Source organism: Archangium sp., from assembly GCF_057119385.1.
Genome location: NZ_DBNGVP010000133.1, coordinates 1 through 24,856, shown reverse-complemented (window position 1 = coordinate 24,856; position 24,856 = coordinate 1). Strand labels below are relative to the sequence as shown.

Sequence of the window (24,856 nt, the reverse complement as noted above, 5' to 3'; positions counted from 1 at the left end):
CCTACCACGGGAGTCCACCCGTCCGGCAACCGGGAGCGTCCCGGGAGCGTCACGACGCTGGCAGCGGGCCCAGATAGTCGAGCGGATCCACCGGCTTGCCGCCGACACGCACCTCCAGGTGGAGCTGCGGGCCGCTCGTCTTGCCGGACTCGCCCACGGTGGCGATGACCTGGCCGCGCCGCACCTTCTGGCCGGTGCGCACGCGCAGGTCGCGGTTGTGCGCGTAGAGCGTGATGAGGTGTTCCGAGTGCTGGATGATGACGATGAGCCCGTAGCCGCGTTGCTCGCCCGCGTACAGCACGGAGCCTTCCTGGGCGGTCTTCACCGGCGTGCCCGCGGGCGCCGCCAGGTCGATGCCATCATGCGGCTCGCGGCCCTTCTTCCCGAAGCGGGCGTACAGCACCCCGCGCAGGGGCCAGTCCAACATGCCCTTCGTCTCCGGCACGGGGCGGGAAGACGCTGGAGGCGTCGTGGGCCGGGGCGTCTGACGTGACGGTGCCGTGACGACGACGGGAGGCCTGGGCGGACGCTCGGACGCGGGAGGCTTCGAGCCCGGCCCCGGCCGCTCCCGCTCGGGTTCCGGCGTGGGAGAGGACTCGGTGGCCACCCGCACCGGCTTCTCGAAGCCGGGGATGATCAGCTCCTGGCCCACGGCGAGGGTGCGCGGATCGGAGATGCCGTTGGCCTCGGACAGCTCCTCCACGGTGATGCCGTAGGTGCGGGAGATGCGGTACATCGTCTCGCCCGGGGCCACGGTATGCCGGACGGAGACGAGCTCCGGCTCCGGGTGGGGCTCGCGCAACTCTCCGAGCTCCACGGGGGGAGACTCGGAGACAGGCGCGGGAGTGGAATCAGCCACAACGGGAGGACGGGTGACGCCCTGCGCTACCGCGCAGCCGGTGGTGGCGAGCAGCGCGAGCAGCAGCAACCCCGCTGCCCGCGCCGGGCTGGCGCCCACCACCGCCAACCTCAGTCCCCTCCCTTGCTGAATCCCTCGAGGGTCCAACCCGACAACGCCGCCAGGGACTGGGTGTCGGTCAGCTCGAAGTTGAGGGGCGTCACCGAGATGCGGCGATCATCGTGCACGGCATTGCAATCGCTGCCGGGGATGTCCTCGTGCTCGTAGGTGCTGCCGCCGATCCAGTAGTACTTGCGGCCGCGCGGGTCTTCCTTCTCCACCACGTCGTAGCCGTACGAGTGACGGCCCAGGCGGGTGATGGCGTAGCCCTTGGGCTCGCCCCGGGGGATGTTGACGCTGAGCAGCATCCGGGCCGGCAGCTTGGGCTGGGCGAGCGCCGCCGCCACCAGCGAGCGGGCGAAACGCGCCCCGTGCTGGAAGTCGAACGGCGCACGCGACACCAGGCTGAAGGCGATGGACGGGATGCCCAGCAGCGCCGCCTCCCGGGCAGCCGCCACCGTTCCCGAGTAGTTGACGTCGTCGGCCAGGTTGGCCCCGTGGTTGATGCCGGACACCATGATCCGCGGGCGATCATCCTTCAGGAGGTGATGGATCGCCAGATAAGCGCTGTCCGCCGGGGTGCCATCCACGGCGAACCAGCGCTCCCGGACCTCGGTGATGCGCAGGGGGCGGTTGAGGGAGATGGAGTGCGAGGCCGCGCTCTGCTCGCGGTCCGGTGCCACCACCCACACCTCCCCCAGCGGGCTCACCGCGTCCGCCAGGGCGCGCAGGCCCTCGGAGAAGTAGCCGTCGTCGTTGGAGACCAGGATGCGAGGTTTCTTGTCGGCCACGTCTCTCTCGTTTCCTTACTTCAGGCCCTTGATGGCCCGCTTGCCCGCGTAACGCGCACCGGCGCCCAGCTCCTGCTCGATGCGCAGCAGCTGGTTGTACTTGGCGACGCGGTCCGAGCGCGACGCCGAGCCCGTCTTGATCTGCCCGCAGTCGAGCGCCACGGCCAGGTCCGCGATGGTGGTGTCCTCGGTCTCGCCCGAGCGGTGGCTCATCACCGAGGTGTAGCCGGCCTTGTGGGCCATGCGCACCGCGTCGAAGGTCTCGGTGAGGCTGCCGATCTGGTTCACCTTCACCAGGATGGAGTTGGCCACGCCGCCCTGGATGCCGCGGCCCAGGCGCTCCACGTTGGTGACGAAGAGGTCATCGCCCACCAGCTGGATCTTCTCGCCGAGCGCGTCGGTGAGGCCCTTCCAGCCCTCCCAGTCGTCCTCGGCCATGCCGTCCTCGATGGAGACGATGGGGTAGCGCGACACGAGCTGCTGGTAGTAGTCCATCATGCCCTTGGCGTCGAACTCCTTGCCCTCGCCCTTGAGGCGGTACTTCTTCGAGCCCTTGTCGAAGAACTCGCTGGCGGCCACGTCCAGCGCGAGGAACATCTGCTCGCCGGCCTTGAAGCCCGCCGCGGAGATGGCCTCCATGATGAGCTTGAGGGCCTCCTCGTTGGCCGGCAGGTCCGGGGCATAGCCGCCCTCGTCACCCACGCCGGTGGCCAGCTTGCGGCCCTTGAGGATCTTCTTCAGCGCGTGGAAGACCTCGGCGCCCCAGCGCAGGCCCTCGGAGAACGAGGGAGCGCCCGCGGGCACCACCATGAACTCCTGCACGTCCACGCGGGTGTCGGCATGGGCGCCACCGTTGAGGATGTTCATCAGCGGCACCGGCAGGGTGCGCGCCTGGGCCCCGCCCACGTAGCGGTAGAAGGGAACGCCGAAGGCATCCGCCGCCGCGCGCGCCGTGGCCATGGACACCGCGAGGATGGCGTTGGCGCCCAGCTTGCTCTTGGTGGGCGTGCCGTCCATCTCCAGCATCTGCTGGTCCACCGCGAACTGGTCCGCCGCGTCCATGCCCACCAGCTCGGGGGCGATGGTGTCCATGATGTGGGTGACGGCCTTGCGCACGCCCTTGCCCAGGTAGCGATCCTTCTCCCCGTCCCGCAGTTCGAGCGCCTCGTGCTCACCGGTGGAAGCACCGGAGGGTACCGCCGCACGGCCCTTGGCCCCACCCGCCAGGAAAACCTCGGCCTCCACGGTGGGGTTGCCGCGGGAGTCGAGCACTTCACGCGCCACGATTTGAGCAATCTCGGTCATGGCGCGGGGTTCTAGAGGACGGCTCCCGCCCTCGCAAGCTTGCTCGATGGGAGGGCTGCTACACTGTCGGCCCCCTGAAGGCTCTTCCCCCCCTCGCATGCCGCCTCCACGCCGACCCGTCACTCCTGGACCCGACCCCTACCCGAGCCAGCGTGGCCGAGGCGCGCTGCTGGGGCTCGCCGTGGGAGATGCGCTCGGCGTCCCCTTGAAGGCGCGGCTGCTCCCCGCCCCTCCCTTCCCCCAGCTGGCGGACGGGCCGCACCGCGCCCTCAAGGGAGGTGGCCCCTTCGAGCTGCGCAGGGGCCAGGTGGGCGAGAACGGGCAGATGGCGAGCTGCCTGGGCGTGGGCCTGCGCGAGCTGGGCACCTATGACGCGGATCAGCAGCTGCGCCGTTACCTCGCCTGGCAGGGGCACGCCGCCGGCCTGAGCGAGTACATGACCGAGGTGCTGACGGAAGTGGCCGAGTCCGGCCTCCCCAAGGCGACGGCGGGGCGGCGCGTGTGGCTGAAGGGCATGCGGCGCGTGGCCCACAACGGCAGCCTGGCGCGCACCGCGCCCCTCGGCGTCTTCTTCCACGAGGACACCCAGGCCCGCGTCCAGGCCTCGCTCGCGGACTCGGCGCTCACGCACTTCGACCCGCGCTGCCAGCTGGCGTGCGCCGCCTTCAATGGCTCCCTCGCGCACGCCCTCACCGCGGGCGAGCCGTTGAAGAAGGAGGACCTCATCACCGCCGCCATGAGCGGGCTGACGGTGGGCAGTGCGATCCTCGGCCGCTCGGCGGGCGACTACGTCCAGGAAGTCACGGTCGCCACCCAGGCCCTCAAGGAGGACCTGGCCGCGGCCCAGCAGGAGGATCCGATGCTCTACTGGCCGGACCTGCACATGCACCGGAAGCAGGACCACGTGCGGGTGGCCTTCCGGCTGGCCTACTGGGAGGTGCTGCACGCGCCCAGCTTCGAGACCGGACTGCTGGACGTCATCAACCGGGGTGGAGACGCGGACGCGAACGGGGCCGTCGCCGGAGCACTCCTGGGTGCATTCCACGGCGAGGACGCCATCCCGTCCGAGTGGCGGCACGGCGTGCTGGAGGCGTTGGGGCCCGGCTCGGGTCCGCTCGGCTCGCTCTACCACCCCCGCCAGCTGCTGCCGCTGGCGCCGGAGTGAGGCGGCCACAGGTACCAGGAAGCACGAAGCCCGCGTGGGCCGTCCCCGTGACAGGACGTCCACCGCGGGCCTCGGAATGACGCAAGCGGGACCGGCTCAGCCGAGCAGGTCGATGATGATGACGCCGCGCTGCGGCTTCTCGTCGTCGTCGGCGTCGGACCGGCGCTTGGGACGATCCTCGGGCAGCGGCAGCGGGATCTCCAGGGCGGGGCGATCCCGCTCTTCCCGGTTGCGTTCCCGGCGCTTGATTTCCTCGATGATGAAGGCGTCGAGCATGGGTTCGGTTTCTCCACTCAGCCTACGTACCCTGATGTACGCCCGCCATCCCGCTCCTGGTTTCCTGCCACCCTATCGGCTTCTGAGTACTTCAGATGCAAAGTAAGGACCCTGGTTCCTTCTGAATACGCGCAAGCAACCTCGTACGCTTGCCCGTCTACCACCCGGCACCTGGAGTTGGCGGAAATGTCCAGGAAACGATGTGGCCTCGAACCACCGGACGCCGAGAACGTTGACTCGATTCTAATCGAGCCAGCGCCCCCCGCAAGCGCTCCAACCGGACGGAGTCACCGGAACATCCGGAGTGACGGCTCTTGCGGGCTCCGGGCCGTCCACCCGCCTGCCCTCCGGCGGACCGGAGGGCATATGCCGCACAGCGTCGAAGCCGCTAGGCGCCCTCGGCCCGGCGCTTGAGGGCATCCAGCATCTTGGGCAGCGACTGGTCCACCAGGGCGTTGAGGATGGACTTGGGGACCAGGGGGCCCACGGTCACATCCACGCTGTAGGTGACCTTGGTGCGGCCCTCGCCTTCCGGCTCCAGCACCCAGCTGCCCTTGTTGTCCTTCATCACCTCGCCCTCCAGGAAGGACCAGGACATCCGCTTGGGCCGCTCCTCGCGGGCGAGGATGGTGTAGTGGATGGTCTTGATCTTGAAGTCCACCTCGTAGTGGATCTTCACCTCGTCGCCCTTGCGATCCGAGGTGCGGATCTTCTTCACCTCGCCGAGCCACTCGGGGTAGCGGTCGTAGGTGGTGACGATGTCGTAGACCTTCTCGGGCGGGGCGTTGACGACGATGCTCCGTGAGGCGCCAGGCATGGTGCGGGTCTCCTCGATGGGGGTTGCCTAGAAGTTGTAACCCGGCTTGCTGTCCAGGCGGTGACGAGACTGGATGAAACGCACCGTTCCGGTCTTGCTGCGCATGACCACCGAGTGCGTCTCGCAGCCGTTGCCGAAGAAGCGCACGCCGCGCAGGAAGTCGCCGGTGGTGACGCCGGAGGCGGCGAACATCACCTCGCCGCCCGCCAGCTCCTCGGCCGTGTAGATCTTCGAGATGTCGGTGATGCCCATGCGTTTGGCGCGGGCGATCTCGTCGTTGTTGCGAGGCACCAGGCGGCCCTGCATGTCGCCGCCCGTGGAGCGGATGGCCGCGGCGGTGATGACGCCCTCGGGGGCGCCGCCGATGCCCATCAGCACGTCCACGCCGGTGTCCTCGAAGCAGGTGGCGATGCCGCCGGCCACGTCTCCGTCATCGATGAGGCGGATGCGCGCGCCCGCGGCCCGCACCTCCTTGATGAGGTCCGCGTGCCGCTCGCGGTCGAGGATGACCACGGTGAGATCCGACACGTAGAGCTTCATCCGCTCCGCGATGGCGTGGAGGTTCTCGGTGGGGCTGCGGCGCAGGTCGATGGCGCCCCGGGCGCGGGGGCCCACGACGATCTTCTCCATGTAGGTGTCCGGCGCGTTGAGCAGCTTGCCCTTGCCGGCCATGGCCACCACGGAGATGCTGCCCGGACGGCCGTAGGCGCACAGGTTGGTGCCCTCGAGCGGATCCAACGCGATGTCCACCTCGGGATCCTCGGGGTTGCGCCGGCCCACCTTCTCGCCGATGTAGAGCATGGGGGCCTCATCGCGCTCGCCCTCGCCGATGACCACGGTGCCCTGGATCTGCAGGGCGTCGAAGGCCCGGCGCATGGCGTCCACGGCGGCCTGATCCGACTCGTTCTTGTGGCCGCGGCCCATGAGCCGGGCGGAGGCGATGGCCGCCATCTCGGTGACGCGCACGGCCTCCATTGCCAGGTTGCGATCCATTGTGTGTCTCCTTGGAAACGACGTGAAGAAGTGGGGACTCAGGGCGATTCGTGCAACAGGCGCACGACCGCGTCCGGCAGGCGGGTGGGCTTGCCATCGCGGCCCACGCAGGCGTGCACGGTGCGCCCGGTGCACAGGGGGGTATCCGGGCCCCCCTCGCGGAAGATCTCGTAGGTGAACGTCAGCGACACCCGCTTTACCTCGCTCACGCAGGGGCGCACGAGCAGCATGTCCTCGTAGCGAGCGGGCGACTTATAGGAGGCAGTGGCCTCCACCACGGGCAGGGAGAGCCCCTCGCGCTCCACCTCGCGGTAGCTGCCTCCGCGGGAGCGGAAGTACTCACTGCGAGCGAACTCGAAGTAGCGGAAATAATTGGCGTGATACACGACCCCCATCTGGTCCGTGTCGCCGTAGATCACTCGGATTCGTGCTTCGACCATGAGTCGCGGCGACCGTAACAGGGGAGTGTGCGCCCGGAAAGCATGGGGCTCGGGAGTTGGTTGCTTCTGAGCAAGAGGCATGGAGGATCCATATCCATGCTCCGTGTCCTGTTCCCGCTGCTGCTGCTCACCGCCCTACCCGCCCTGGCCACGCCCCCCCGTTTGACGCTCTTCATCACGGTGGATGCGATGGGCTCGGATCTGCTGCTGCGCACGAAGCCGCGCCTCAAGGGAGGGCTGCGGCAGCTCATCGACTCGGGGGCCTTCTACCCGTACGCGCGCTATGGCTACGCCAAGCCGCGCACCGCGCCGGGCCATACCACCCTGGCCACCGGGGCCAACCCCTGGCGCCACGGCATCGTGGACAATCGGATCATCGACCGGGCCACGGGCAAGCCCGAGCGCGTCTTCCCGGATCCAGCGCACCCGGTGTTGGAGGCGCCCCTCTCCCAGGAGGACGTGAGCCCGGCCAACCTCATGGCGGAGACGTTCGCGGACCGGCTGCGGCTGTCCACGCAGGAGCAGGGCAAGGTCATCGCGTTGTCGGGCAAGGCGCGCTCGGCCATCCCGCTGGCGGGCCGGCTCGGCCAGGCCTACTGGTTCGACGAGACGGTGGGAAAGTTCACCACGGGCACCTGGTACACGAAGGAGTTGCCGGGCTGGCTGAAGGCCTTCAACGCGGCCAACCCCGCCGAGGCGTGGTTCAACAAGACGTGGGAGCCGCTGCTGCCCCGCACCGCGTACGTGGGGGAGGATGACCGGCCCTACGAGGGCGAGCACTACGGGCTGGGGCGTGTGTTTCCGCATCCCCTCACCGGCGGCCTCCCCTCCCCTGGCCCCCAGTCCTATACCGCGTTCGCCATCTCCCCCCTGTCCATGGACCTGGTGGTGAAGGCGGCCCGGGCGGCCATCGAGGGCGAGAACCTGGGCAAGGACGAGGTGCCGGACGTGCTCACGGTGAGCTTCAGCGCCACGGATCGCGTCTTCCACCAGTACGGCCCCAACTCGTGGGAGATGCAGGACACGATGCACCGGCTGGACAAGGCGGTGGGAGATCTGGTGGCCCTGGCCGAGCGCGCCGCGGGCGGGCGGGCCAACCTCCTGGTGGTGCTCTCGGCGGACCACGGCGGCGCGGCGGTGCCCGAGCACTGGGCGGCCTCGGGCGTGGATGCCGAGCGGGTGGATCCGCGAGCCCTCTCCAAGGGGTTGACCGAGGCGCTGCGCGCGCGGTTCGGCGGAGACGTCACGGCCACCGTCGAGGAGCTGGACGTGTACCTGGGCGGCAAGACGCTGGAAGGAGGCAAGGTGGACGGGGCGGCGGTGCGGCGGGCCGCGGCGGCCTGGCTGGCGAAGCAGCCGGCCATCACGCTGGCGGTGGCGAGCGACGACCTCTACACGACGCCGGACGTGGCGGGGTGGGTGGAGCCCCTGCGCAAGGGCTACTACCCGGGGCGCAGTGGCGACGTGCTGTACGTGGTGAAGCCCTTCCACGTCATCAGCGCCGAGTCCGTCGGCACCAACCACGGCACCCCGTACGCGTACGATCAGCTCGTGCCCCTCGTGCTGGCGGGCAAGGGAGTGAAGCCGGGCATCTACCCGCGGGAGATCAGCACCACGGACGTGGCGCCCACCGTGGCGGCGGCGCTGGAGATGAACCTCCCCGCGTCGGCCGAGGGAGAGCCTCGTTACGAAGCCCTCGTCCCCAGCCGCTGAGCGGACGGCCTACCGCGCCTGGACGATCTCCAGGGAGAGGTCCATGGCGCGCGCCGAGTGGGTGAGCGCGCCCATGGACACGAAGTCCACGCCGAGCTTCGCCAGACGAGGCAGGCGCTCCAGGGTGATGCCGCCGGAGACCTCGAGCGGGATGCGGCCGGCCGTGAGCTCCACGGCGCGGCGGATCTGCTCGTCGTCCATGTTGTCGAGCATCACCACGTCCGCACCCTCCTCCAGCGCCTCGGCGAGCTGATCGAGGTGGGTGACCTCGATTTCGATCTTCACCAGTTGAGGCGCGTTGGTGCGGGCGCGGCGGAGCGCCTCGCGGACGGAGCCGCCCACGGCCGCGATGTGGTTGTCCTTGATGAGGACGCCATCGAAGAGGCCGAAGCGGTGGTTGAAGGCACCACCGGCCTTCACGGCCTGCTTGGACAGCGAGCGCATGCCGGGGGCGGTCTTCCGCGTGTCGAGGATGCGCAGCTTGGTGCCGCGCACCGCGGCCATGACCTGCTGGGCCATGGTGGCCATGCCCGAGGTGCGCTGGACGATGTTGAGGGCGGTGCGCTCGGCGGTGAGGAGCGCACGCATGCGGCCGTGAACCCGGGCCACGAGGGCCTTGGGTTGCACCTCCTGTCCGTCGCGCGCGAGGAGCTCGACCTTGACGTCGGGATCCACGCGCACGAAGACGCGGGCGAAGGTGTCCAGCCCGGCGAGCACGAGCCGCTCCTTGGCGATGAGCTCGGCGGAGCCCATGGCGTCCGCGGGGACGAGGGCTTCGGTGGTGATGTCGCCCGCCGCCCCGAGGTCTTCCTCCAGGGCGAGCGAGATGAGGCGATCCAGGAAGGCATCCATGTGAGTCGCGTCTCCGATCGAGGTCAGCGCCGGGCCTTGGCCGGAGCCTTCTTGGCCGCGGCCTTCTTCGCCGGTGCCTTGCTGGCAACAGCCTTCTTGGCCGGAGCCTTCTTGGCTGGAGCCTTCTTGGCCGCGGCCTTCTTCACCGGAGCCGCCTTCTTGGCCGCCGCCTTCTTCACGGGGGCCGCCTTCTTGGCTGCTGCCTTCTTCACAGGAGCCGCCTTCTTGGCTGGAGCCTTCTTGGCCGCCGCCTTCTTCACGGGGGCCGCCTTCTTGGCCGCCGCCTTCTGTGCCGGCTTCGGAGGCGGAGCCGGCTTCGGGGCCGGAGTCGGCTTCGGAGTCGGGGTTGGAGTCGGCTTCGGGGTCGGAGTCGGCTTCGGCTTCGGGGCCGGAGTCGGCTTTGGGGCCGGGGCTGGGGTCGGCTTCGGGACCGGAGCCGCCTTCTTGGCGGGGGCCTTCTTCTCCGCCGAAGCCCTGACGGGCGAGGCCTCGGGGGCGACCTTGGCCTTCACCTCGCCCTGGGCGGTGTCGCCCTTGCGCTCGGCCCTGGCCGGAGCCTCTCCGGCTTCCGCCTCTCCGATCGCGTGGCCGTCCCCGTCGTCCTCGTCGAACTCCTCGTCGATGGCCTCGAACTCCTCGTCGTCCTCGTCCACGACGGTCGTCGTCTCGACGGCACCCGCTTCGGTCTCCACGGCCTCGGCCTCGACGGCACCCGCCTCGGCCTTGACGACCTCACCCTCTGCGTCCGCCTTGCTGGCGCTGGGCTCGGGAGCCGGCGTCTCGGCCTCGGCGGGCGTGCTCGTGTCGGGAGCGAGCCGCTTCAGGCTGTCCTGCAGCTTGGAGATGCGCGCCGTGAGCTCCTCGACGCGGGCCTTGTCCTTCTCCACCACGTCCGGAGGCGCCTTGGCGACGAAGTTGGGGTTGTCCAGCTTGCGCTGGATGCCGCCCAGTTCCTGCTCGGAGCGGGAGATCTCCTTGGTGAGGCGCTCGCGCTCGGCATCCACGTCGATGAGGCCGGCGAGCGGGACGAAGACCTCCATCCGCGGGCCCACGAAGGCCGCGGACTGCGCGGGCTTGGGTCCCGGAGCGGAAATCCGCAGCTCGCCCAGGCCGGCCAGGGGCATCAGGTAGCCGCGCGAGCGCTCGAGCAGCTCGCGGGTGCGCGCATCCGCGCTCTGCACGTACGCGGTGATGCGGGCCGAGGGCGGCAGGTTGCTCTCGCCGCGGATGTTGCGCAGGCCCTCGATGGCGGCGATGACCGGGCCCATCTGCTCCTCGGCGGCGGCGTCCACGAGCTGCGCATCCGGCTCGGGGTACGAGGCGATCATGAGGGAGTCGGTCTCCCGCTCCATCGGCAGCTTCTGCCAGATCTCCTCGGTGATGAAGGGCATGAAGGGGTGGAGCAGCCGGAGGATGCGGTCCAGGCAGAAGACGAGCACCGCGCGGGTGTTGTCCTTGGCCTTGGCGTCCTCACCGTAGAGCGCGCCCTTGGCCAGCTCGATGTACCAGTCACAGAACTCGGCCCAGAGGAACTGGTAGAGGGTGGAGGCGGCCTCGCCGAAGTTGTAGGCCTCGAGCGCGGTGCGGGTCTCCGTGGTGGCGCGCTGCAGCCGGGAGATGATCCACCGGTCCGCCAGGGTGAGCTCGCGATCGGTGATGCGCCTCTCGTTCTCGAGCTTGAAGTCGCCCATGTTCATCAGGGCGAAGCGGCTGGCGTTCCACAGCTTGTTGGCGAAGGCCTTGTAGCCGGCCACGCGATCCAGCGAGAGCTTGATGTCGCGGCCCTGCTGGGTGAGCGAGGCCAGGGTGAAGCGCAGCGCGTCCGCGCCGTGGGCGGGCATGCCCTGGGGGAACTTGTTGCGCAGGTTCTTGTTGAGCTGATCGGCCGGAGCGCCCAGGACGATGTCGAGGGGATCGATCACGTTCCCCTTCGTCTTGGACATCTTCTCGCCCTTCTCGTCGCGCACCATCGCGTGCAGGTACACGGTGCGGAAGGGCACGTCCTTCATGAAGTGCAGGCCGAACATCATCATCCGGGCGACCCAGAAGAAGAGGATGTCGTGGCCCGTCTCCATGACGGAGTTGGGGTAGTAGGCCTTCAGCTCGGGGGTCTGCTCGGGCCAGCCCAGGGTGCTGAAGGGCCACAGGCCCGAGGAGAACCACGTGTCGAGCACGTCCGGGTCCTGCTCCAGGCGAGAGCCGCCGCACTTGGGGCACGCCTCCGGCGCGGTGCGTGAGACGTGGGGCTCGGCGCGCGAGTAGTCGATGCCGCCGGTGGCCTCCAGGCGCGGGCTGCACTCGGCGCAGTACCAGGCCGGAATCTGGTGGCCCCACCACAGCTGGCGGCTGATGGTCCAGTCGTGGATGTTGCGCATCCAGTGGAAGTACGTGTTCGTCCACGACTCCGGGATGATCTTCGTGCGGCCCTGCTCCACCGCCTCGATGGCGGGCCTGGCGAGCGGCTCGATCTTCACGAACCACTGCGGAGACAGGCGCGGCTCCACCACGGTGGCGCAGCGCTGGCAGCCGCCCACGGACAGCTTGTGCGGCTCCTCCTTCTCCAGCAGGCCCTGGGCGGTGAGGTCCTCGAGGATCTTCTTGCGCGCGGCGAAGCGCTCCAGGCCCGCGTACGCACCGCCCTCCTTGTTGATGCGCGCGGCCTCGTCCAGGACGTTGAGCATGGGCAGGTGGTGCCGCAGGCCCGTCTGGTAGTCGTTGAAGTCATGGGCGGGCGTCACCTTCACCACGCCGGTGCCGAAGGCCGGATCCACCAGCTCGGCGTCGGCGATGATGGGGATTTCGCGGCCGGTGAGCGGCAGCACCACGAACTGGCCGGCGAGCCCCTGGTAGCGCTCGTCGTCGGGGTGGATGGCCACGGCGGTGTCGCCGAGCATCGTCTCCGGGCGGGTGGTGGCGACGGTGAGCTTCCGGTCGCTGCCCTTCACCGGGTACTGGATGTGCCAGAGCGAGCCCTGCTTCTCCTCGTGCTCGACCTCCAGGTCGCTGAGGGCGGTGTGGCACGAGGGGCACCAGTTGATGAGCTTCTGGGCGCGGTAGATGAGGCCCTCTTCGTACAGGCGGACGAAGACCTCGCGCACCGCGGCCGAGACACCCGGATCCATGGTGAAGCGCTCGCGGCTCCAGTCCAGGCTGGCGCCGAGCACCTTGTGCTGCTCGCGGATGCGGTTGCCGTACTTGTTCTTCCACTCCCAGACGCGCTCGAGGAACTTCTCGCGGCCCAGGTCGTGGCGGGACTTCTTCTCCTTCTCCTTGAGCTCGCGCTCCACCACCATCTGCGTGGCGATGCCGGCGTGGTCCGTGCCAGGCACCCAGAGGGCGTTGAAGCCGCTCATGCGCTTCCACCGGATGAGGATGTCCTGGATGGTGGCGGTGAGCGCGTGGCCCAGGTGGAGGCTGCCCGTCACGTTGGGCGGCGGCAGCACGATGCAGAAGGCGGGCTTGTCGGACGCGGGGTCGGCGCGGAAGTAGTTCCGCTCCATCCAGCAGGCGTACCAGCGAGCCTCGACCTCCTTCGGGTCATAGGCCTTGGGCAGTTCGGTCGTATCGCTCATGGAAAACGAGAACCGGCCCACGCGGGCCGGTGGAAGGACCGGCCCGACGAGGGCCGGTCGGGGTGAGAAAGCAGCTACGAAGATGGGAGCTCAGTGCTTCGTCTCGCGGTCCTTGATCAACCGCTCCAGCTCCTCGCGGATGATCGTCTCGGCCAGCTGGGGAACGACCTCCCAGGCGATCTTCTCGATGACCTCGCGGGAGGCCTTGGAGAGGGCCTCGCGCAGCAGGGCCTCGCCACCATCGGCGGCGGGAGCGTGCCGGGCCTCCGCGACGGGCGCCGGAGTGCGGGCCGGCGCCGGAGCGATGGGCTCGGGCTCATCGAGCGAGAGCTCCTCCAGGCCACTGGCCTCGGCCGGCTCCTCGATGGGAGCGGGCTGGGCCGCGGGGGCACCCAGACCGAACGGATCCCTGCCGCGGCCCGCGGCGGGAGGCGCCGCCGTGGGCAGCGCCGTGGCACCCGGAGGACGAGGCAGACCGCCCGTCGGCATGCCCGCGGTGGGAGAGGCCCCAGGCCCCGGCATTCCCGGACGCGGCATGCCCGGAGCGCCCGGACCCGGCGGCATGCCCGGTCCCGGAGGACGCGCCATGCCCGGAGCACCCGGACCCGGCGGCATGCCCGGTCCCGGCATCCCCGGACGAGGACCCGGACCCGGCGGCATGCCCGGCCCCGGAGGACGCGCCATGCCCGGAGCGCCCGGCCCCGGCGGCATGCCCGGCCCCGGCATCCCCGGACGAGGACCCGGCCCCGGCGGCATGCCCGGCCCCGGAGGACGCGCCATGCCCGGAGCGCCTGGACCCGGCGGCATGCCCGGCCCCGGCATTCCCGGACGAGGACCCGGCCCCGGCGGCATGCCCGGCCCCGGAGGACGCGCCATGCCCGGAGCACCCGGCCCCGGGGGCACACCCGGACCCGGCATGCCCGGCCCCGGAGGACGCGGCACGCCAGGGCCCGGAGGACCGGCGGGACGCTGCGGCTGCGGGGCGGCGGTGGGGCCACTGGAGATGACCTGGGTGGCGGCGGAGGCGGGCATGGTGTTGGACTTCTGCCCCACCAGCGTCTTCACCTTGTCGAGCAGCACCTGGCTCTCGAAGGGCTTGGTGATGTGGTCGTCCGCCCTGGCCGCACGCGCACGGGCCTCGTCGAAGGCCTCGAAGGTACCGGCCAGCAACAGCACGGGGATGCTCTGCGTGGCCGGATCGTTCTTGAGTGCCTCGCAGACCTCGTAGCCGTTCTTGCCCGGCATCATCACATCCGCGAGCACCACGTCCGGACGCAGCTCGCGCGACCGGGTGATGGCGTCCAGCCCGTTGTCGACCGCGGTGACCTGAAAGTCCTCGGTCGCGAAGATCATCCCGATCACCTTGCGGATGGTGAGCGAGTCATCGGCGACCAGCAGATTCTTGGGCATCGGTTCGGGCCTCGGGGGTCCAAACCCCCTGGAATTCGGTGAGAAATCGGGACGATGCGTCCCACTGTCAAGCCGGGCAGCTTACGGTTGGGCACCCGGGCCTTCAAGAAAACAAGCGGCTGCTCAAGAAAACATGCGCCGCAGGTCCAGAAAGAGCACGGGGCCGGGCACGCCGGGCGCGGTGAACTCCCCCGGCTCCCCTGCGGGCTCGAAGCGGGGGTGGACGCCCAGCACGCGCGAGGCGCACAGCCCCAGGCTCCGGCCCTCCAGCTCGGCCAGCACCAGGAAGTCCTCCGCCCGGGAGGGGCCTCCCAGCAGCGCCGGCGCCGAGTACAGGGGCCAGAGCGCCTGGCCATGGGGCATGACGCCCGCGACCGCCCCACTCCGCCCCGGCAGCGCGCTGAAGGCGGGCCCGCGCATCACCACCTGGGACACCCAGGACAGTGGGACACCAAACAAACGCCCCTGCGACTCGAAGACGAGCGAGCGTTCAGGCGCCAACTCGGTGAGCCGTACGGGGAGCTGCGGAGGGGGGCGCACGGTGCCGGGCTCGTGGGGGAGCGCCTCGGCGTTGATCTCCAGGTAGAGCCGCTCCTTGTGGAGCACGGCGCTGCGGCTGAGCGCGGCCAGCGTGCCGCCCAGGCCCGTGGGCAGCAGGAAGTGGGGAGCCGGGGCCACGTCCGTCACCTCGACGATGGAGCGGACGCGGACGGCCAGCGTGGGGCTGACGTCGAAGACCACGACCATGCCCGGGGTCTGCTCCGGCTCGCCGCCGAGCAGCACGGACAAGTCCTTCACCTCGAGCACACCGCGCAGACTGGTCTCATCGGGTCCCGGCGCGGCGACCTCCATGACGGAGGTGGCCTCGACGGAGAAGCGGGTGTCGCCCGCTTCCATCAGGAGACAGAGCCGGCGTCCGCTTTCGTAGGGAGGCACGGAGGCAGGCTAGCAGCCCCGGAGCCGGGGTGGTAAGCCCTTCGGTGAGATGGCGCGCCTCCTCCTCGTGGATGACGAAAAAATCGCCCGGGCCCTGTACGGCGACTACCTGCGTGGGGTGGGCCACGACGTCACCGCCGTGGCCAGCGTCCAGGAGGTCAAGGAGGCGCTGGCCCAGGCCCCCTACGACGTGGTGGTGACGGACCTCATCCTCCCCACCGGGGACGGGATGGAGGTGCTGCGCCACACCAAGGAGCACTACCCGGGCATCGAGGTGATCGTCATCACCGGCCTGGACAAGGTGGATCCGGCGGTGCGCGCGATCAAGAGCGGGGCCTCCGAGTACCTCGTCAAGCCGGTGGCGCCCGAGGTGCTCCAGCACGCCGTGAACCGGGCGCTCGCCACGCGCGAGCTGCTGACGGAGAACGCGGCGCTGCGCCGGTACGTCTCCCTGTTGGAAACGGGACAGCGCATCTCCACCACGCTCGACCGGGCCCGGCTGACGGAGACCGCCTGCGCCGCCTTCCTCTCCAGGGCCTCGGCCGGCGCCGCCCTGCTGTTCCAGTGTGATGGCAGCGGCCGGACGCGGCTGCTGGGCACCCAGGGGCTGAGCAGTCAGACGCAGGAGGCCACCCTCATCACCTCCGTGGCGCCGCGGCTGGGCACGTCCCGGGAGGTGCGGGTGCTGGAGGGGCTGCCGGGCCTCTGGCCGCGCGCCCTCGCCGTGCCCGCCATCGAGGGGGAGGATCTGCTCGGCCATGCCGTCCTCCTCTACCCCGGCTCTCCGCCCGAGGGCATCGCCGAGGCCACGGGCTTCCTCGCCCGCTGTCTGGCGCTCGCCCTGCGCAACCTGGGCCGCATCGCCGAGGTGGAGGACCTGGCCTACCTGGACGACCTCACCCACCTCTTCAACACGCGCTACCTGCACCTGGTGCTGGACCGCGAGGTGAAGAGCGCCCAGCAGACCCAGGGCGTCTTCAGCCTCCTCTTCCTGGACCTGGACTACTTCAAGAGCGTCAACGACACCCACGGGCACCTGGTGGGCTCGCAGTTGCTGGTGGAGATGGCGCGGGTGCTCAAGGGGTGCGTGAGAGACAGGGACGTGGCGGTGCGCTACGGCGGCGACGAGTACGTGGTGCTGCTGCGGGGTACCGACTCGGGCGGGGCGCTGAAGGTGGCCGAGCGCATCCGGCGCACCGTGGAGAACCACCGCTTCCTCGCGCGCGAGGGCCACTCGTTGGCGCTCTCCACCTGCATCGGCATGGCCAGCTTCCCCGAGCACGCGCAGGACAAGGCCACGCTGTTGGACCTGGCGGATCGCGCCATGTACCGGGGCAAGAAGGGCAGCCGCAACGTCGTCTACATGGCGGCCCGCGACTTGGAGGCCACGCCCCAGGCCCGCCACAGCCAGCCCACCGGAAGCTGAGCCGGGCTCAGCGCCGCAGCGAGCCCACCGTCAGCCGCTTGTCCAGGCCGGGCTCGGGCGCGGCGGAGCCCCCGCCCCCCCCCTCGCCCGCGGACTCCACCGCCTCGTGCGAGGCGCCGGAGACGATGAGCCGGTACTTTTCCGACATCACCTTGATGTGCTCGGCCTGGGCGGGATCCAGGCGGGCGATCAGCTCCCAGAAGAGCGCGGCGTGCTCGCGCTCCTCGTCCATGACGTGACGGAGGATGGCCTTGGCGTCCTCGTTGTCCGTGGCGTCGATGTGGGCGGCGTAGAGGTTGATGGCGTCCAGCTCCGCCTCCATGTCCAGGCGGATGGCGCGGGCCAGCTCCGAGTCCGTCAACTTCCTGGGCACCATCGCGTGGAAGGGATTGGTCTGCGGCATGAAGGACTCCCCGGGCACATACGGTGAGTATGAGCGGAAGGTGTGGCGCCAGCAGCATCCGTGCGCCAGGGGCCGCTGGTCAACGGATTCCAGCGGCTCGCGTTGCGGCCGGGCGGGTGGCTCGGCCATGCTGATGAACCATGGACATCCCGGTCCCGCTCGCGCACCTGCTGCAGGCCCTGGAGGCGGGAGATCTGCCGGCGGCGAAGGCCGCCGCCGCGGAGCTGCAACGCACCAGCACGGTCTCCACCCAGCTCGCGGCCGAAGTGCTCCACGAGCTCCGCCAGCCGCTGTTGGGGGTGAAGGCCTATACCCAGATGCTGTCCGAGGAGATCGGCACGCGCGGCCCCCTGAAGCAGATGCTGGCCCAGGTGGAGCGGATGGAGCAGATCATCTCCGACTTCACCCGGCTGGCCAGCGAGCGCCCCGCGCCGCAGCAGGCCGTGTCGCTGGTGACGCACGTGCAGGCGGCGACGCGCGCCTTCGGCCTCAACCCGGACTCCGCCCGCGTCACGCTCCAGGTGGAGGCGCCCGAGGACCTGACCGTCCAGGGCAATGGCCGGCTGCTGGAGCAGCTCACCCTCAACCTGCTCAACAACGCGCGCGACGCGGTGTCGGGGCCGGGGCGCGTGAAGGTGGTGCTGGGGCGCGAGGGAACGTCGCCGGTGATGTACGTGGCGGACTGGGGCCCGGGCGTCTCCGAGGCCGTGCGCCACCGCCTCTTCGAGCCCTATGTGACGGGCAACAAGCGCGGCACCGGGCTGGGGCTCGCGGTGTGCCGGCGCATCGCGCAGGAGCACCATGCGCGGCTGGAGCTCGTCCCCTCCTCGGTGCTGGCGGCTCAACCTCCGCCCACCACCGTCTTCCGCGTCCTCTTCCCCGCCCCGGGCTCGCTCCCGGTGGCCTCCCCCTGCCCTGCCCCGGGCGCCCCCGCGCCCACGCAGGCCCCCGCGCGCCGCCGCCTGCTGGTGGTGGATGACGAGGAGATCATCCGCAGCGTCTTCAAGGACCTGATGGGCCGGGAGTGCGAGGTGCTCGAGGCCGCCACCGCCGAGGACGCGCTCGAGCAGCTGAAGCGGGGAGCGGTGGACCTCATCGTCACGGACAAGAACCTGCCGGGCCTCTCGGGCCTGGAGCTGGCGCAGCAGGCGCGCCGGTTGGATCCCCACTCGCGCGTCATCCTGATGACGGGCTACCCCTCGCTGGTGACGGCGCAGCAGGCCATGGAGCTGGGGCTGCTGGACTACCTGCTCAAGCCCTTCGACGACATCCGCGAGGTGCGCACGAAGCTGCGCGAGGCCCTCACGCAAGCCGCGCCCCCCCGGCGGGCACAGCCCCCGGCGAGCCGCCGCGTGGACGTCTTCGAGGAGAGCCCCGCCGCGGCCCGGCGGCTCACCGAGGCGCTCGCCCTGCTGGGACTGGAGGCGCGGGTGCTGACGGGCGCGCCCGCGGAGCCCACCGCGGAGGCCCCGGCGGCCGTGGTGGTGAGCTGGGAGCTGCCTGGCGCCTACGGGAAACAGGCGTTGGACCTGGCGCGGAAGCAGGCCCGGGGAGCCCCCTTCGTGGTGCTCGCCGGGTACCTCTCGCAGGAGCTGGTGCTGGAGGCCCTGCGCGCGGGTGCGTCCGGGTGCCTGCCCCGGGACCTGGATGCCCGGGAGCTCGGCCACGAGCTGTCCCGCCTCCTGGGCGCTCCCTCTCCCTCTGGGAGAGGGCCGGGGTGAGGGTCTTCCCTCCGCGTCCACCGAGTCCCCGAAACACCACGGCCCCGAGCACCTCCTCGAGGGAGGCACCCGGGGCCGGGAGCTCAGCTCAAGTCACTGAAGCTCAGTACTCCAGATCGTCGCCGCCGTAGTCCGGGGCGCCGCCAGCCGCCGCGCCCTTGGCCTTCTTCTTGGGACGATCGGCGACCATGGCCTCGGTGGTCAGCAGCAGCGAGGCGACGGAGGCGGCGTTCTGCAGCGCGGTGCGCTCCACCTTGGTGGGGTCGATGACGCCGGCCTTCTCCAGGTCCTCGAACACGTCCGTGCGGGCGTTGTAGCCGAACGCGCCCTGGCCCTCGCGGACCTTGTTGATGATGACGGCGCCCTCGAGGCCCGCGTTGGAGGCGATCTTCCGCAGCGGCTCCTGCAGGGCCTTGCGGATGATGTCCACGCCGAAGTCCTGCTCCCCGCCCAGCTTCATCTTGTCCAGGGCGGCCAGGGTGCGCAGGTAGGCCACGCCGCCGCCGGGGACGATGCCCTCCTCCACGGCCGCGCGGGTGGCGTGCAGCGCGTCCTCGACGCGGGCCTTCTTCTCCTTCATCTCCGTCTCGGTCGCGGCGCCCACGTGGATGACGGCCACGCCGCCGGCCAGCTTCGCCAGCCGCTCCTGCAGCTTCTCGCGATCGTAGTCGCTGGTGGTCGTCTCCATCTGGCCGCGGATCAGCTTGATGCGGCCCTCGATGGCCTCGCGCTTGCCGGCACCGTCGACGATGGTGGTGTTGTCCTTGTCGATGGTGATGCGCTTGGCGCGGCCCAGGTCGTTGAGCGTGAGGGCGTCGAACTTGTGGCCCAGCTCCTCGCTCACCACCGTGCCACCCGTCAGCGTGGCGATGTCCTGCAGCATCTCCTTGCGGCGATCACCGAAGCCCGGGGCCTTCACGGCGGCCACGTTCAGCACGCCGCGGATCTTGTTCACCACCAGGGTGGCCAGGGCCTCGCCCTCCACGTCCTCGGCGATGATCAGCAGCGGCTTGCCCGAGCGCGCCACCTGCTCGAGCACGGGGATGAGGTCCTGCATCGCCGAGACCTTCTTCTCGCTGATGAGCAGGTAGGCGTCATCCAGCACGGCCTCCATGCGGTCCCGGTTGGTGACGAAGTAGGGGGACACGTAGCCGCGGTCGAACTGCATGCCCTCGACCACGTCCAGCGTCGTCTCCAGGCCCTTGCCCTCCTCCACCGTGATGACGCCCTCCTTGCCCACCTTCTCCATGGCGTCGGCGATGATGGTGCCGATCGTCTCGTCGCCGTTGGCGGAGATGGTGCCCACCTGGGCAATGGCCTTCTTGTCGGCCGTGGGCTTGGACAGCTTCTTCAGCTCGGCGACCACCGTCTCCACGGCCTTGTCGATGCCGCGCTTGAGGTCCATCGGACTGTGGCCGGCGGCCACCAGCTTCAGGCCCTCCTCGTAGATGGCCCGGGCCAGCACCGTGGCCGTCGTGGTGCCGTCACCGGCCTTGTCCGATGTCTTGGACGCCACCTCCTTGACCATCTGGGCGCCCATGTTCTCGAACTTGTTCTCGAGATCGATCTCCTTGGCGACCGTCACACCGTCCTTGGTCACCGTGGGCGAGCCGAACGACTTCTCGATCACCACGTTGCGGCCCTTGGGACCGAGCGTCACCGCCACCGCGTCCGAGAGGGTGCGCACGCCGCGCAGGATCGCCTCGCGGGCGGACTGGTGGAAGAAGATCTCCTTGGCTGCCATCGTAACCTCCTGAAAAAATTGAAGAATGGACTACGCGGGCCGGGGTGCGGGGATTAGCACTCGGCCCAGGCGAGCGCCAAAATAAGAGCCGGCCCCGGGTTGTCAACACGGAAGGAAGTGGCTGTGGGGGAGCGGACGGCCCGGGTGGAGGGCGGGCTACTCGGCGAAGCGCACGAGGTTGAGAAGCTGATTGAAGTCCAGGGGCTTCTCCAGCGTCATGGCCACGCCCTTGCGCAGGCCCTTGTCGTGCACGTTGCCATCGGCGTTGCCCGTCATGAGGATGACGGAGGTGCCCTGGTGACGGGGGTCCGCCTTGAGCATCTCGGTGAACTGGATGCCGTCCATGTGGGGCATCCGGTAGTCACTGATGACGAGGCCCACTTCGTGACGCTCGAGGATGTCGAGGGCCTGCAAGGCGTCTGCCGCGGAATAGACGGTGTAGCCGTGCTTCTCCAGGAACCGAGAGAGCAGCGTGCACAGCTCGACGTCATCATCCACGACCAGAATGTTCACGGGCCCTTACGAGGGAGGCAGGGGGCCGCGGAACGTAACAGCCGTGACGCACGTTGACAACGCGCGGAAGGGGTTCGTATGTCGCCGCACATGGGGAAGCGTACGTCGAAGCAGGCGGCGCCGTCGGACGTGGAGGTTCGGCTCGACGGGGTGGCGGCGGCATTTGAAGAGGGCGCCTACGAGGAGGCCCTGGCCGGAGCGGAGGCGCTGCTGGCCAAGGCCCCGGGGCTGCCGGAGGCCCTGCACTGGCGCTCGGCCACCCTGGCGGAGCTGGGGCGGATGGAGGAGGCCCTGGAGGCATACGGGAAAGCCCTCAAGGCGGCCCCGGATGACCTCGAATTGCTGCTCGGGGCGGCCGAGTGCCTGGTGTGCCGGGCGGGAGACGACCGCGAGGCGGTGGAGGAGGGCCTGGAGCTGTGCGCCCGGGGCCGGAAGCTGGCCCAGCGGGCGGGCGACGTGGAGCTGCTCTTCGAGTTCCTCCTGTTGGAGGGCACCGGGCTGAACCAGGTGGGCGAGTGTGCGCGGGCGATGGGGAGCCTGGACGCGGCGCTGGGGCACGTGCCGAGGTCGGTGGAGGCGCGGCTGGAGCGGGCGATTGCCCTGTTCGAGCTGTGCCGGTTCGAGGAGGCGCAGGCGGCGTTCGAGGAGGTGTTGAGGGACGCGGCGGACGAGCCGTGGGCGCACCACTACCTGGGACTGCTGGCGGAGCGGCGGGGAGATGGGAAGGAGGCGCGCAAGCGGTTCGGGAAGGCGCAGGCGGTGGCGCCCCAGGAGTTCCCCCCGCCGGTGGAGCTGGGCGAGGAGGCCTTCGACAAGGCGGTGGAGGACGCGGTGAAGGCGCTGCCCGGGCACGTGAAGGAGTACCTGGACAACGTCACCATCGCGGTGGAGGAGATTCCCAAGGACGAGGATCTGCTGGGGGAGAGTCCGCCGCTGTCGCCGTGCATCCTGGGGGTGTTCCGGGGCTCGCCGGTGGGCGAGCGCCACAGCATCCTGGGGAACTTCGACCCCTACCCCGCGTCCATCGTGCTGTACCAGAAGAACCTGGAGCGCTTCGCGAAGACGCGCGAGGAGCTCCTCGAGCAGATCGGCATCACGGTGATGCACGAGGTCGGGCATTTGATGGGGCTGGACGAGGATGACTTGTGGCAGCGCGGGTTGGATTGAAACGCGGCGTTGACGCGGGAGGCACGGCCCGGCAGTAATCGCGAGTGGTAGGACCTCCGGACCTGGTGGCCGGCCCGGTCTTCAAAACCGGTGGGGGGCATGGAGACATGTCCCTGGGAGGTTCGATTCCTCTGTCCTACCGACCCCTATTCTCCTCTAAGAATGGGCGTTTGCGGCGGGTGAGCCCTTGGGCCCAGGTGTTCACCAGCGTTCGGGGGCGTCCGTTCGATTACGTCCCTTTTACGTCCCTCAAGAGGGCAGCCCCTTCGCTTTCATCCCTCATAGGGAAGTGCGCTCGGAAGCAATGATGCCGGGCATGCGGCTGCGCTCGTAGAACGAGCACGCGGGGCCTTGGGTCGGTCGCGATCCAGCCTTCATGCGCTGGTGGGACTCACGAAGTCTCTCGGGTCACAAGAGAGACGGGGCCAGAACCGCATGGTAGAAGCGGTGCGCATGTCGAGCTCATTTCTGGCGGTCTCTGGATTTGAGGCACTCGTCCGCCGCCTCGCTGAAGGAGCCAAGCACGTACCGGGGAGACGCGCGATCGCATGGTCCATCTCGAGAGGGGGAACCGCTCGCCGCGAAATCACCGACGGCTGCGTGGTGGTACTGGCCGAGGACATCGAACGCTGTCTCGCCGACCCCTGGTGGTCACGGTGTTTCGATGCCATCTGGCTGGAGCTGCCCCACCTTCCTTCGGAGCGCACCGTCCGGCGCACCCTGCGCGCACTGCTCGACCCGGGCCTCGTGGTCGATTTGCTGTTGGTCCAGTCCAGCCCTTCCGATAGCTCCCCCCTCGATGCCACTCGAATGCTGGCCCAGAACCTCCAGCTGCCCCTGAGGATCCTGCTCGACGAGGCGGGGTTGATGACGAGCCTCACGACCGCGCCGCCCGCCGCCCCGAGGGCGCTGGAGGGCCCTCCCCTCTCGATCGAAGATCTTCGCAACGACGTCGAGAGCTTCCGCTCCGCTCTGGTGTGGACGGCTAAGCACCTGCGCCGCGGTGAGCTCTGGTACACGCGCCGCAAGAAGTTCGATCGGCTGCTTCCCCATCTACTTCAGCGCATGCTCGCCGCCCACGCGTGGGCAACGGCCCGGGCCCGGACGTCTCCCGACGGCCTGCACCTCGAGACCTGGGCCGATCCGCGCGCCCTTGCCGCGCTCGCTCAGGTATTTCCCCGTCATGACCTGGTCGCCTTGGCCCGCTCGCTCCTGCACGTCATGAAGCTATATCGCTGGCTTACCGATGAGACTGCAAAGGCGCTCGCGGAACCGCTCACCCGTCCGACGGATGAACGTGTGTATGACTGGGTGGAATTATGCATCGTGCCCTTGCTGGCACAACCAGACCGGCAGACGCCCAGCGCACCGCGAGAGGACGGCGGTGCCGGCCTGGCGCCGATGGAGGCATTCCTGCACCGGCTCATCCAGTGGGCGGAAGCCACCCCCGACATCCGAGCCCTGCTGCTGTTCGGCTCCCATGCCGTCGACGGCCGGGCGGACCGGTGGTCGGATCTCGACATCATCGTGCTCTCAAGCAACCCGGATCGATACCTCGATGACGAAGCGTGGCTGCGCACCTTCGGCAATCTCTGGTCTGCCACGATGTACCGGCACAGCCCGCCGGAGAAGGGAATGCCGGACCCTCTCGGCGGACACCTCGTCAGGGCGTTGTACGAAGACGCGCTCGAGTGCGATATGGTGATGAGCACCGTCCCGGTACCGGGCGCCTCCCTGCCAGATAAGATCAAGATGACCCTGCAGGGGGACCACCGGCTCCTGCTGGACAAGGACAGCCTCTTGCGCTCCGTTCCCGTGACGAGCGAAGCCAGGGATCGCACCCGCCGACCACCGTCCTGCTACGAATTCCAGCGCACCGTCTCCGACGTCCTGCTGGCCGCGACCGAGGCCGCGAAGTGGCTGCACGTGGGTGAGGTGTGGTTCCCTTGCTTCTGGCTGCTCAACGAATCCATGAAGTTCACCCTGCTCGCCCGCATGCTCGAATGGCACGCGAGTTCCGTCTCTGGCTGGGCCCACGACATGCCCGAGCGTCGCTTCGAGCAATGGGTGGATCGCCGTTGGCTCGAGCGGGTACCGCAGTGGTTTCCGACCTACGACGCGCAGTCGGCGTCCGCCGTGCTGCTGGAGTTGCTAGAGGTATTCGCCTCGGCGGCGAACGAACTGGCGACCGCGTTGGGCCATCCGGTTCCGGGCCCCCAATTCGACCGTGTGAGCCAGTGGATCCGCACCACGCTCCCGGCGCCCGCCCGCCCTTCCCGTGAATGACGACTATGGTCGAGTGCCGCCTCTGCCGGTTGTAGAAGACCTCAATGTATTAGAAGAGGGCCCGCCGCGTCTGCTCGTGCGTGACGAAGTCCGTGGTGTAAACGAGTTCTTGCTTCAGTGCGCAGAAGAAGCTCTCCACCACGGCGTTGTCCCAACAGTTGCCCCGACGCGACATGCGGCACTGGCTGCCTCGTGCAGCCAGCGCCCGTTGGTAGTCCTCGCTGGCGTACTGGCGTAAGCCTCCGATCCAGCCCAGGTAGTGCAGGTGCTCGAGGAGCCGCAGAGTGCGCGGCGCGATGACGACGAGCACAGCGACGACGAAGGCGGAGCCAGCGTGGTTGGAAGCAGCACGGCGGCCCCGGTGGACA

20 protein-coding genes, 1 tRNA gene and 1 pseudogene are annotated in these 24,856 nt (G+C 69.5%); 7 read left to right on the top strand and 15 right to left on the bottom strand.

From position 1 onward, the window contains the following. Nucleotides 1-49 precede the first annotated feature (49 nt). Genes AC16DP_RS32480 through eno form a run of 3 tightly spaced genes read right to left on the bottom strand, consistent with a single transcriptional unit; the run spans nt 50 to nt 3,054 of the window. Nucleotides 50-967: a peptidoglycan DD-metalloendopeptidase family protein gene (locus tag AC16DP_RS32480; protein ID WP_414640713.1), complete on the bottom strand. Its 918-nt coding sequence runs from the start codon at nt 965-967 to the stop codon at nt 50-52. A gap of 2 nt (nt 968-969) precedes the next feature. Then, nucleotides 970-1,749 (bottom strand): 5'/3'-nucleotidase SurE, encoded by a 780-nt coding sequence (gene surE / locus AC16DP_RS32475; protein ID WP_329728773.1) that lies wholly within the window; start codon nt 1,747-1,749, stop codon nt 970-972. Nucleotides 1,750-1,764: 15 nt separating this feature from the next. Further along, complete coding sequence (eno, locus tag AC16DP_RS32470; RefSeq protein ID WP_329728772.1) at nt 1,765-3,054, bottom strand: phosphopyruvate hydratase; 1,290 nt, start codon at nt 3,052-3,054, stop codon at nt 1,765-1,767. Between the two features lie 46 nt (nt 3,055-3,100). On the opposite strand from eno, the gene AC16DP_RS32465 reads away from it, so the two are divergent. Next, nucleotides 3,101-4,219, top strand: coding sequence for an ADP-ribosylglycohydrolase family protein (locus AC16DP_RS32465; RefSeq protein ID WP_329728771.1), 1,119 nt, complete (start codon nt 3,101-3,103; stop codon nt 4,217-4,219). 96 nt (nt 4,220-4,315) lie between these two features. Here AC16DP_RS32465 and AC16DP_RS32460 read toward each other — a convergent pair whose 3' ends face one another. The 4 genes from AC16DP_RS32460 to AC16DP_RS32445 form a co-directional block, all read right to left on the bottom strand. Continuing rightward, on the bottom strand, nt 4,316-4,495 hold the full coding sequence (locus AC16DP_RS32460) for a hypothetical protein (protein ID WP_047857058.1): 180 nt from the start codon (nt 4,493-4,495) through the stop codon (nt 4,316-4,318). Between the two features lie 388 nt (nt 4,496-4,883). Further along, nucleotides 4,884-5,312 (bottom strand): type II toxin-antitoxin system RatA family toxin, encoded by a 429-nt coding sequence (locus AC16DP_RS32455; protein ID WP_329728770.1) that lies wholly within the window; start codon nt 5,310-5,312, stop codon nt 4,884-4,886. Nucleotides 5,313-5,339: 27 nt separating this feature from the next. Next, complete coding sequence (gene glpX / locus AC16DP_RS32450) at nt 5,340-6,305, bottom strand: class II fructose-bisphosphatase (protein WP_329728769.1); 966 nt, start codon at nt 6,303-6,305, stop codon at nt 5,340-5,342. Between the two features lie 38 nt (nt 6,306-6,343). After that, on the bottom strand, nt 6,344-6,745 hold the full coding sequence (locus tag AC16DP_RS32445) for an acyl-CoA thioesterase (RefSeq protein ID WP_329728768.1): 402 nt from the start codon (nt 6,743-6,745) through the stop codon (nt 6,344-6,346). A gap of 96 nt (nt 6,746-6,841) precedes the next feature. On the opposite strand from AC16DP_RS32445, the gene AC16DP_RS32440 reads away from it, so the two are divergent. Continuing rightward, entirely contained in the window at nt 6,842-8,458 is a 1,617-nt protein-coding gene (locus tag AC16DP_RS32440; RefSeq protein WP_329728767.1) for an alkaline phosphatase family protein, read from the top strand. 9 nt (nt 8,459-8,467) lie between these two features. Here the strand turns inward: AC16DP_RS32440 and nadC are convergent, their stop codons facing one another. The 4 genes from nadC to AC16DP_RS32420 form a co-directional block, all read right to left on the bottom strand. Beyond that, nucleotides 8,468-9,310 carry a carboxylating nicotinate-nucleotide diphosphorylase gene (gene nadC, locus AC16DP_RS32435; RefSeq protein WP_329728766.1) on the bottom strand — a complete coding sequence of 281 codons (843 nt, stop codon included), beginning with the start codon at nt 9,308-9,310 and terminating at the stop codon, nt 8,468-8,470. Nucleotides 9,311-9,333: 23 nt separating this feature from the next. Beyond that, nucleotides 9,334-12,882, bottom strand: coding sequence for a valine--tRNA ligase (locus AC16DP_RS32430; RefSeq protein ID WP_329728765.1), 3,549 nt, complete (start codon nt 12,880-12,882; stop codon nt 9,334-9,336). 90 nt (nt 12,883-12,972) lie between these two features. Beyond that, complete coding sequence (locus AC16DP_RS32425; RefSeq protein WP_483956915.1) at nt 12,973-14,292, bottom strand: response regulator; 1,320 nt, start codon at nt 14,290-14,292, stop codon at nt 12,973-12,975. 123 nt (nt 14,293-14,415) lie between these two features. Then, nucleotides 14,416-15,228 (bottom strand): chemotaxis protein CheW, encoded by an 813-nt coding sequence (locus AC16DP_RS32420; protein ID WP_329728763.1) that lies wholly within the window; start codon nt 15,226-15,228, stop codon nt 14,416-14,418. A gap of 49 nt (nt 15,229-15,277) precedes the next feature. Here AC16DP_RS32420 and AC16DP_RS32415 point away from each other — a divergent pair, with 49 nt between their 5' ends. Continuing rightward, complete coding sequence (locus AC16DP_RS32415; protein WP_329728762.1) at nt 15,278-16,654, top strand: GGDEF domain-containing response regulator; 1,377 nt, start codon at nt 15,278-15,280, stop codon at nt 16,652-16,654. 7 nt (nt 16,655-16,661) lie between these two features. Here the strand turns inward: AC16DP_RS32415 and AC16DP_RS32410 are convergent, their stop codons facing one another. After that, nucleotides 16,662-17,057 (bottom strand): demethoxyubiquinone hydroxylase family protein, encoded by a 396-nt coding sequence (locus tag AC16DP_RS32410; RefSeq protein ID WP_329728761.1) that lies wholly within the window; start codon nt 17,055-17,057, stop codon nt 16,662-16,664. Nucleotides 17,058-17,197: 140 nt separating this feature from the next. On the opposite strand from AC16DP_RS32410, the gene sinK reads away from it, so the two are divergent. Then, the gene (gene sinK / locus AC16DP_RS32405; RefSeq protein ID WP_329728760.1) at nt 17,198-18,778 is read left to right on the top strand and encodes a hybrid histidine protein kinase/response regulator SinK; all 1,581 of its coding nucleotides are present in this window, start codon (nt 17,198-17,200) and stop codon (nt 18,776-18,778) included. A gap of 103 nt (nt 18,779-18,881) precedes the next feature. Here sinK and groL read toward each other — a convergent pair whose 3' ends face one another. Both groL and AC16DP_RS32395 read right to left on the bottom strand, forming a co-directional pair. Next, nucleotides 18,882-20,522: a chaperonin GroEL gene (gene groL / locus AC16DP_RS32400; RefSeq protein ID WP_329728759.1), complete on the bottom strand. Its 1,641-nt coding sequence runs from the start codon at nt 20,520-20,522 to the stop codon at nt 18,882-18,884. Nucleotides 20,523-20,678: 156 nt separating this feature from the next. Beyond that, nucleotides 20,679-21,035 (bottom strand): response regulator, encoded by a 357-nt coding sequence (locus AC16DP_RS32395; RefSeq protein ID WP_073563930.1) that lies wholly within the window; start codon nt 21,033-21,035, stop codon nt 20,679-20,681. Nucleotides 21,036-21,125: 90 nt separating this feature from the next. Between AC16DP_RS32395 and AC16DP_RS32390 the strand changes: the two genes are divergently transcribed. The 3 genes from AC16DP_RS32390 to AC16DP_RS32380 all read left to right on the top strand — a co-directional run bounded on the left by AC16DP_RS32390 (nt 21,126) and on the right by AC16DP_RS32380 (nt 24,488). Continuing rightward, nucleotides 21,126-22,202, top strand: a complete 1,077-nt coding sequence (locus tag AC16DP_RS32390; RefSeq protein WP_329728758.1) for a metallopeptidase family protein — start codon at nt 21,126-21,128, stop codon at nt 22,200-22,202. Between the two features lie 46 nt (nt 22,203-22,248). After that, nucleotides 22,249-22,344: transfer RNA gene (locus tag AC16DP_RS32385), tRNA-Sec, on the top strand. Nucleotides 22,345-22,637: 293 nt separating this feature from the next. Beyond that, on the top strand, nt 22,638-24,488 hold the full coding sequence (locus AC16DP_RS32380; protein WP_329728757.1) for an aminoglycoside 6-adenylyltransferase: 1,851 nt from the start codon (nt 22,638-22,640) through the stop codon (nt 24,486-24,488). A gap of 52 nt (nt 24,489-24,540) precedes the next feature. Here the strand turns inward: AC16DP_RS32380 and AC16DP_RS32375 are convergent. Next, nucleotides 24,541-24,856: pseudogene (locus tag AC16DP_RS32375) on the bottom strand (integrase core domain-containing protein); the annotation flags it as partial.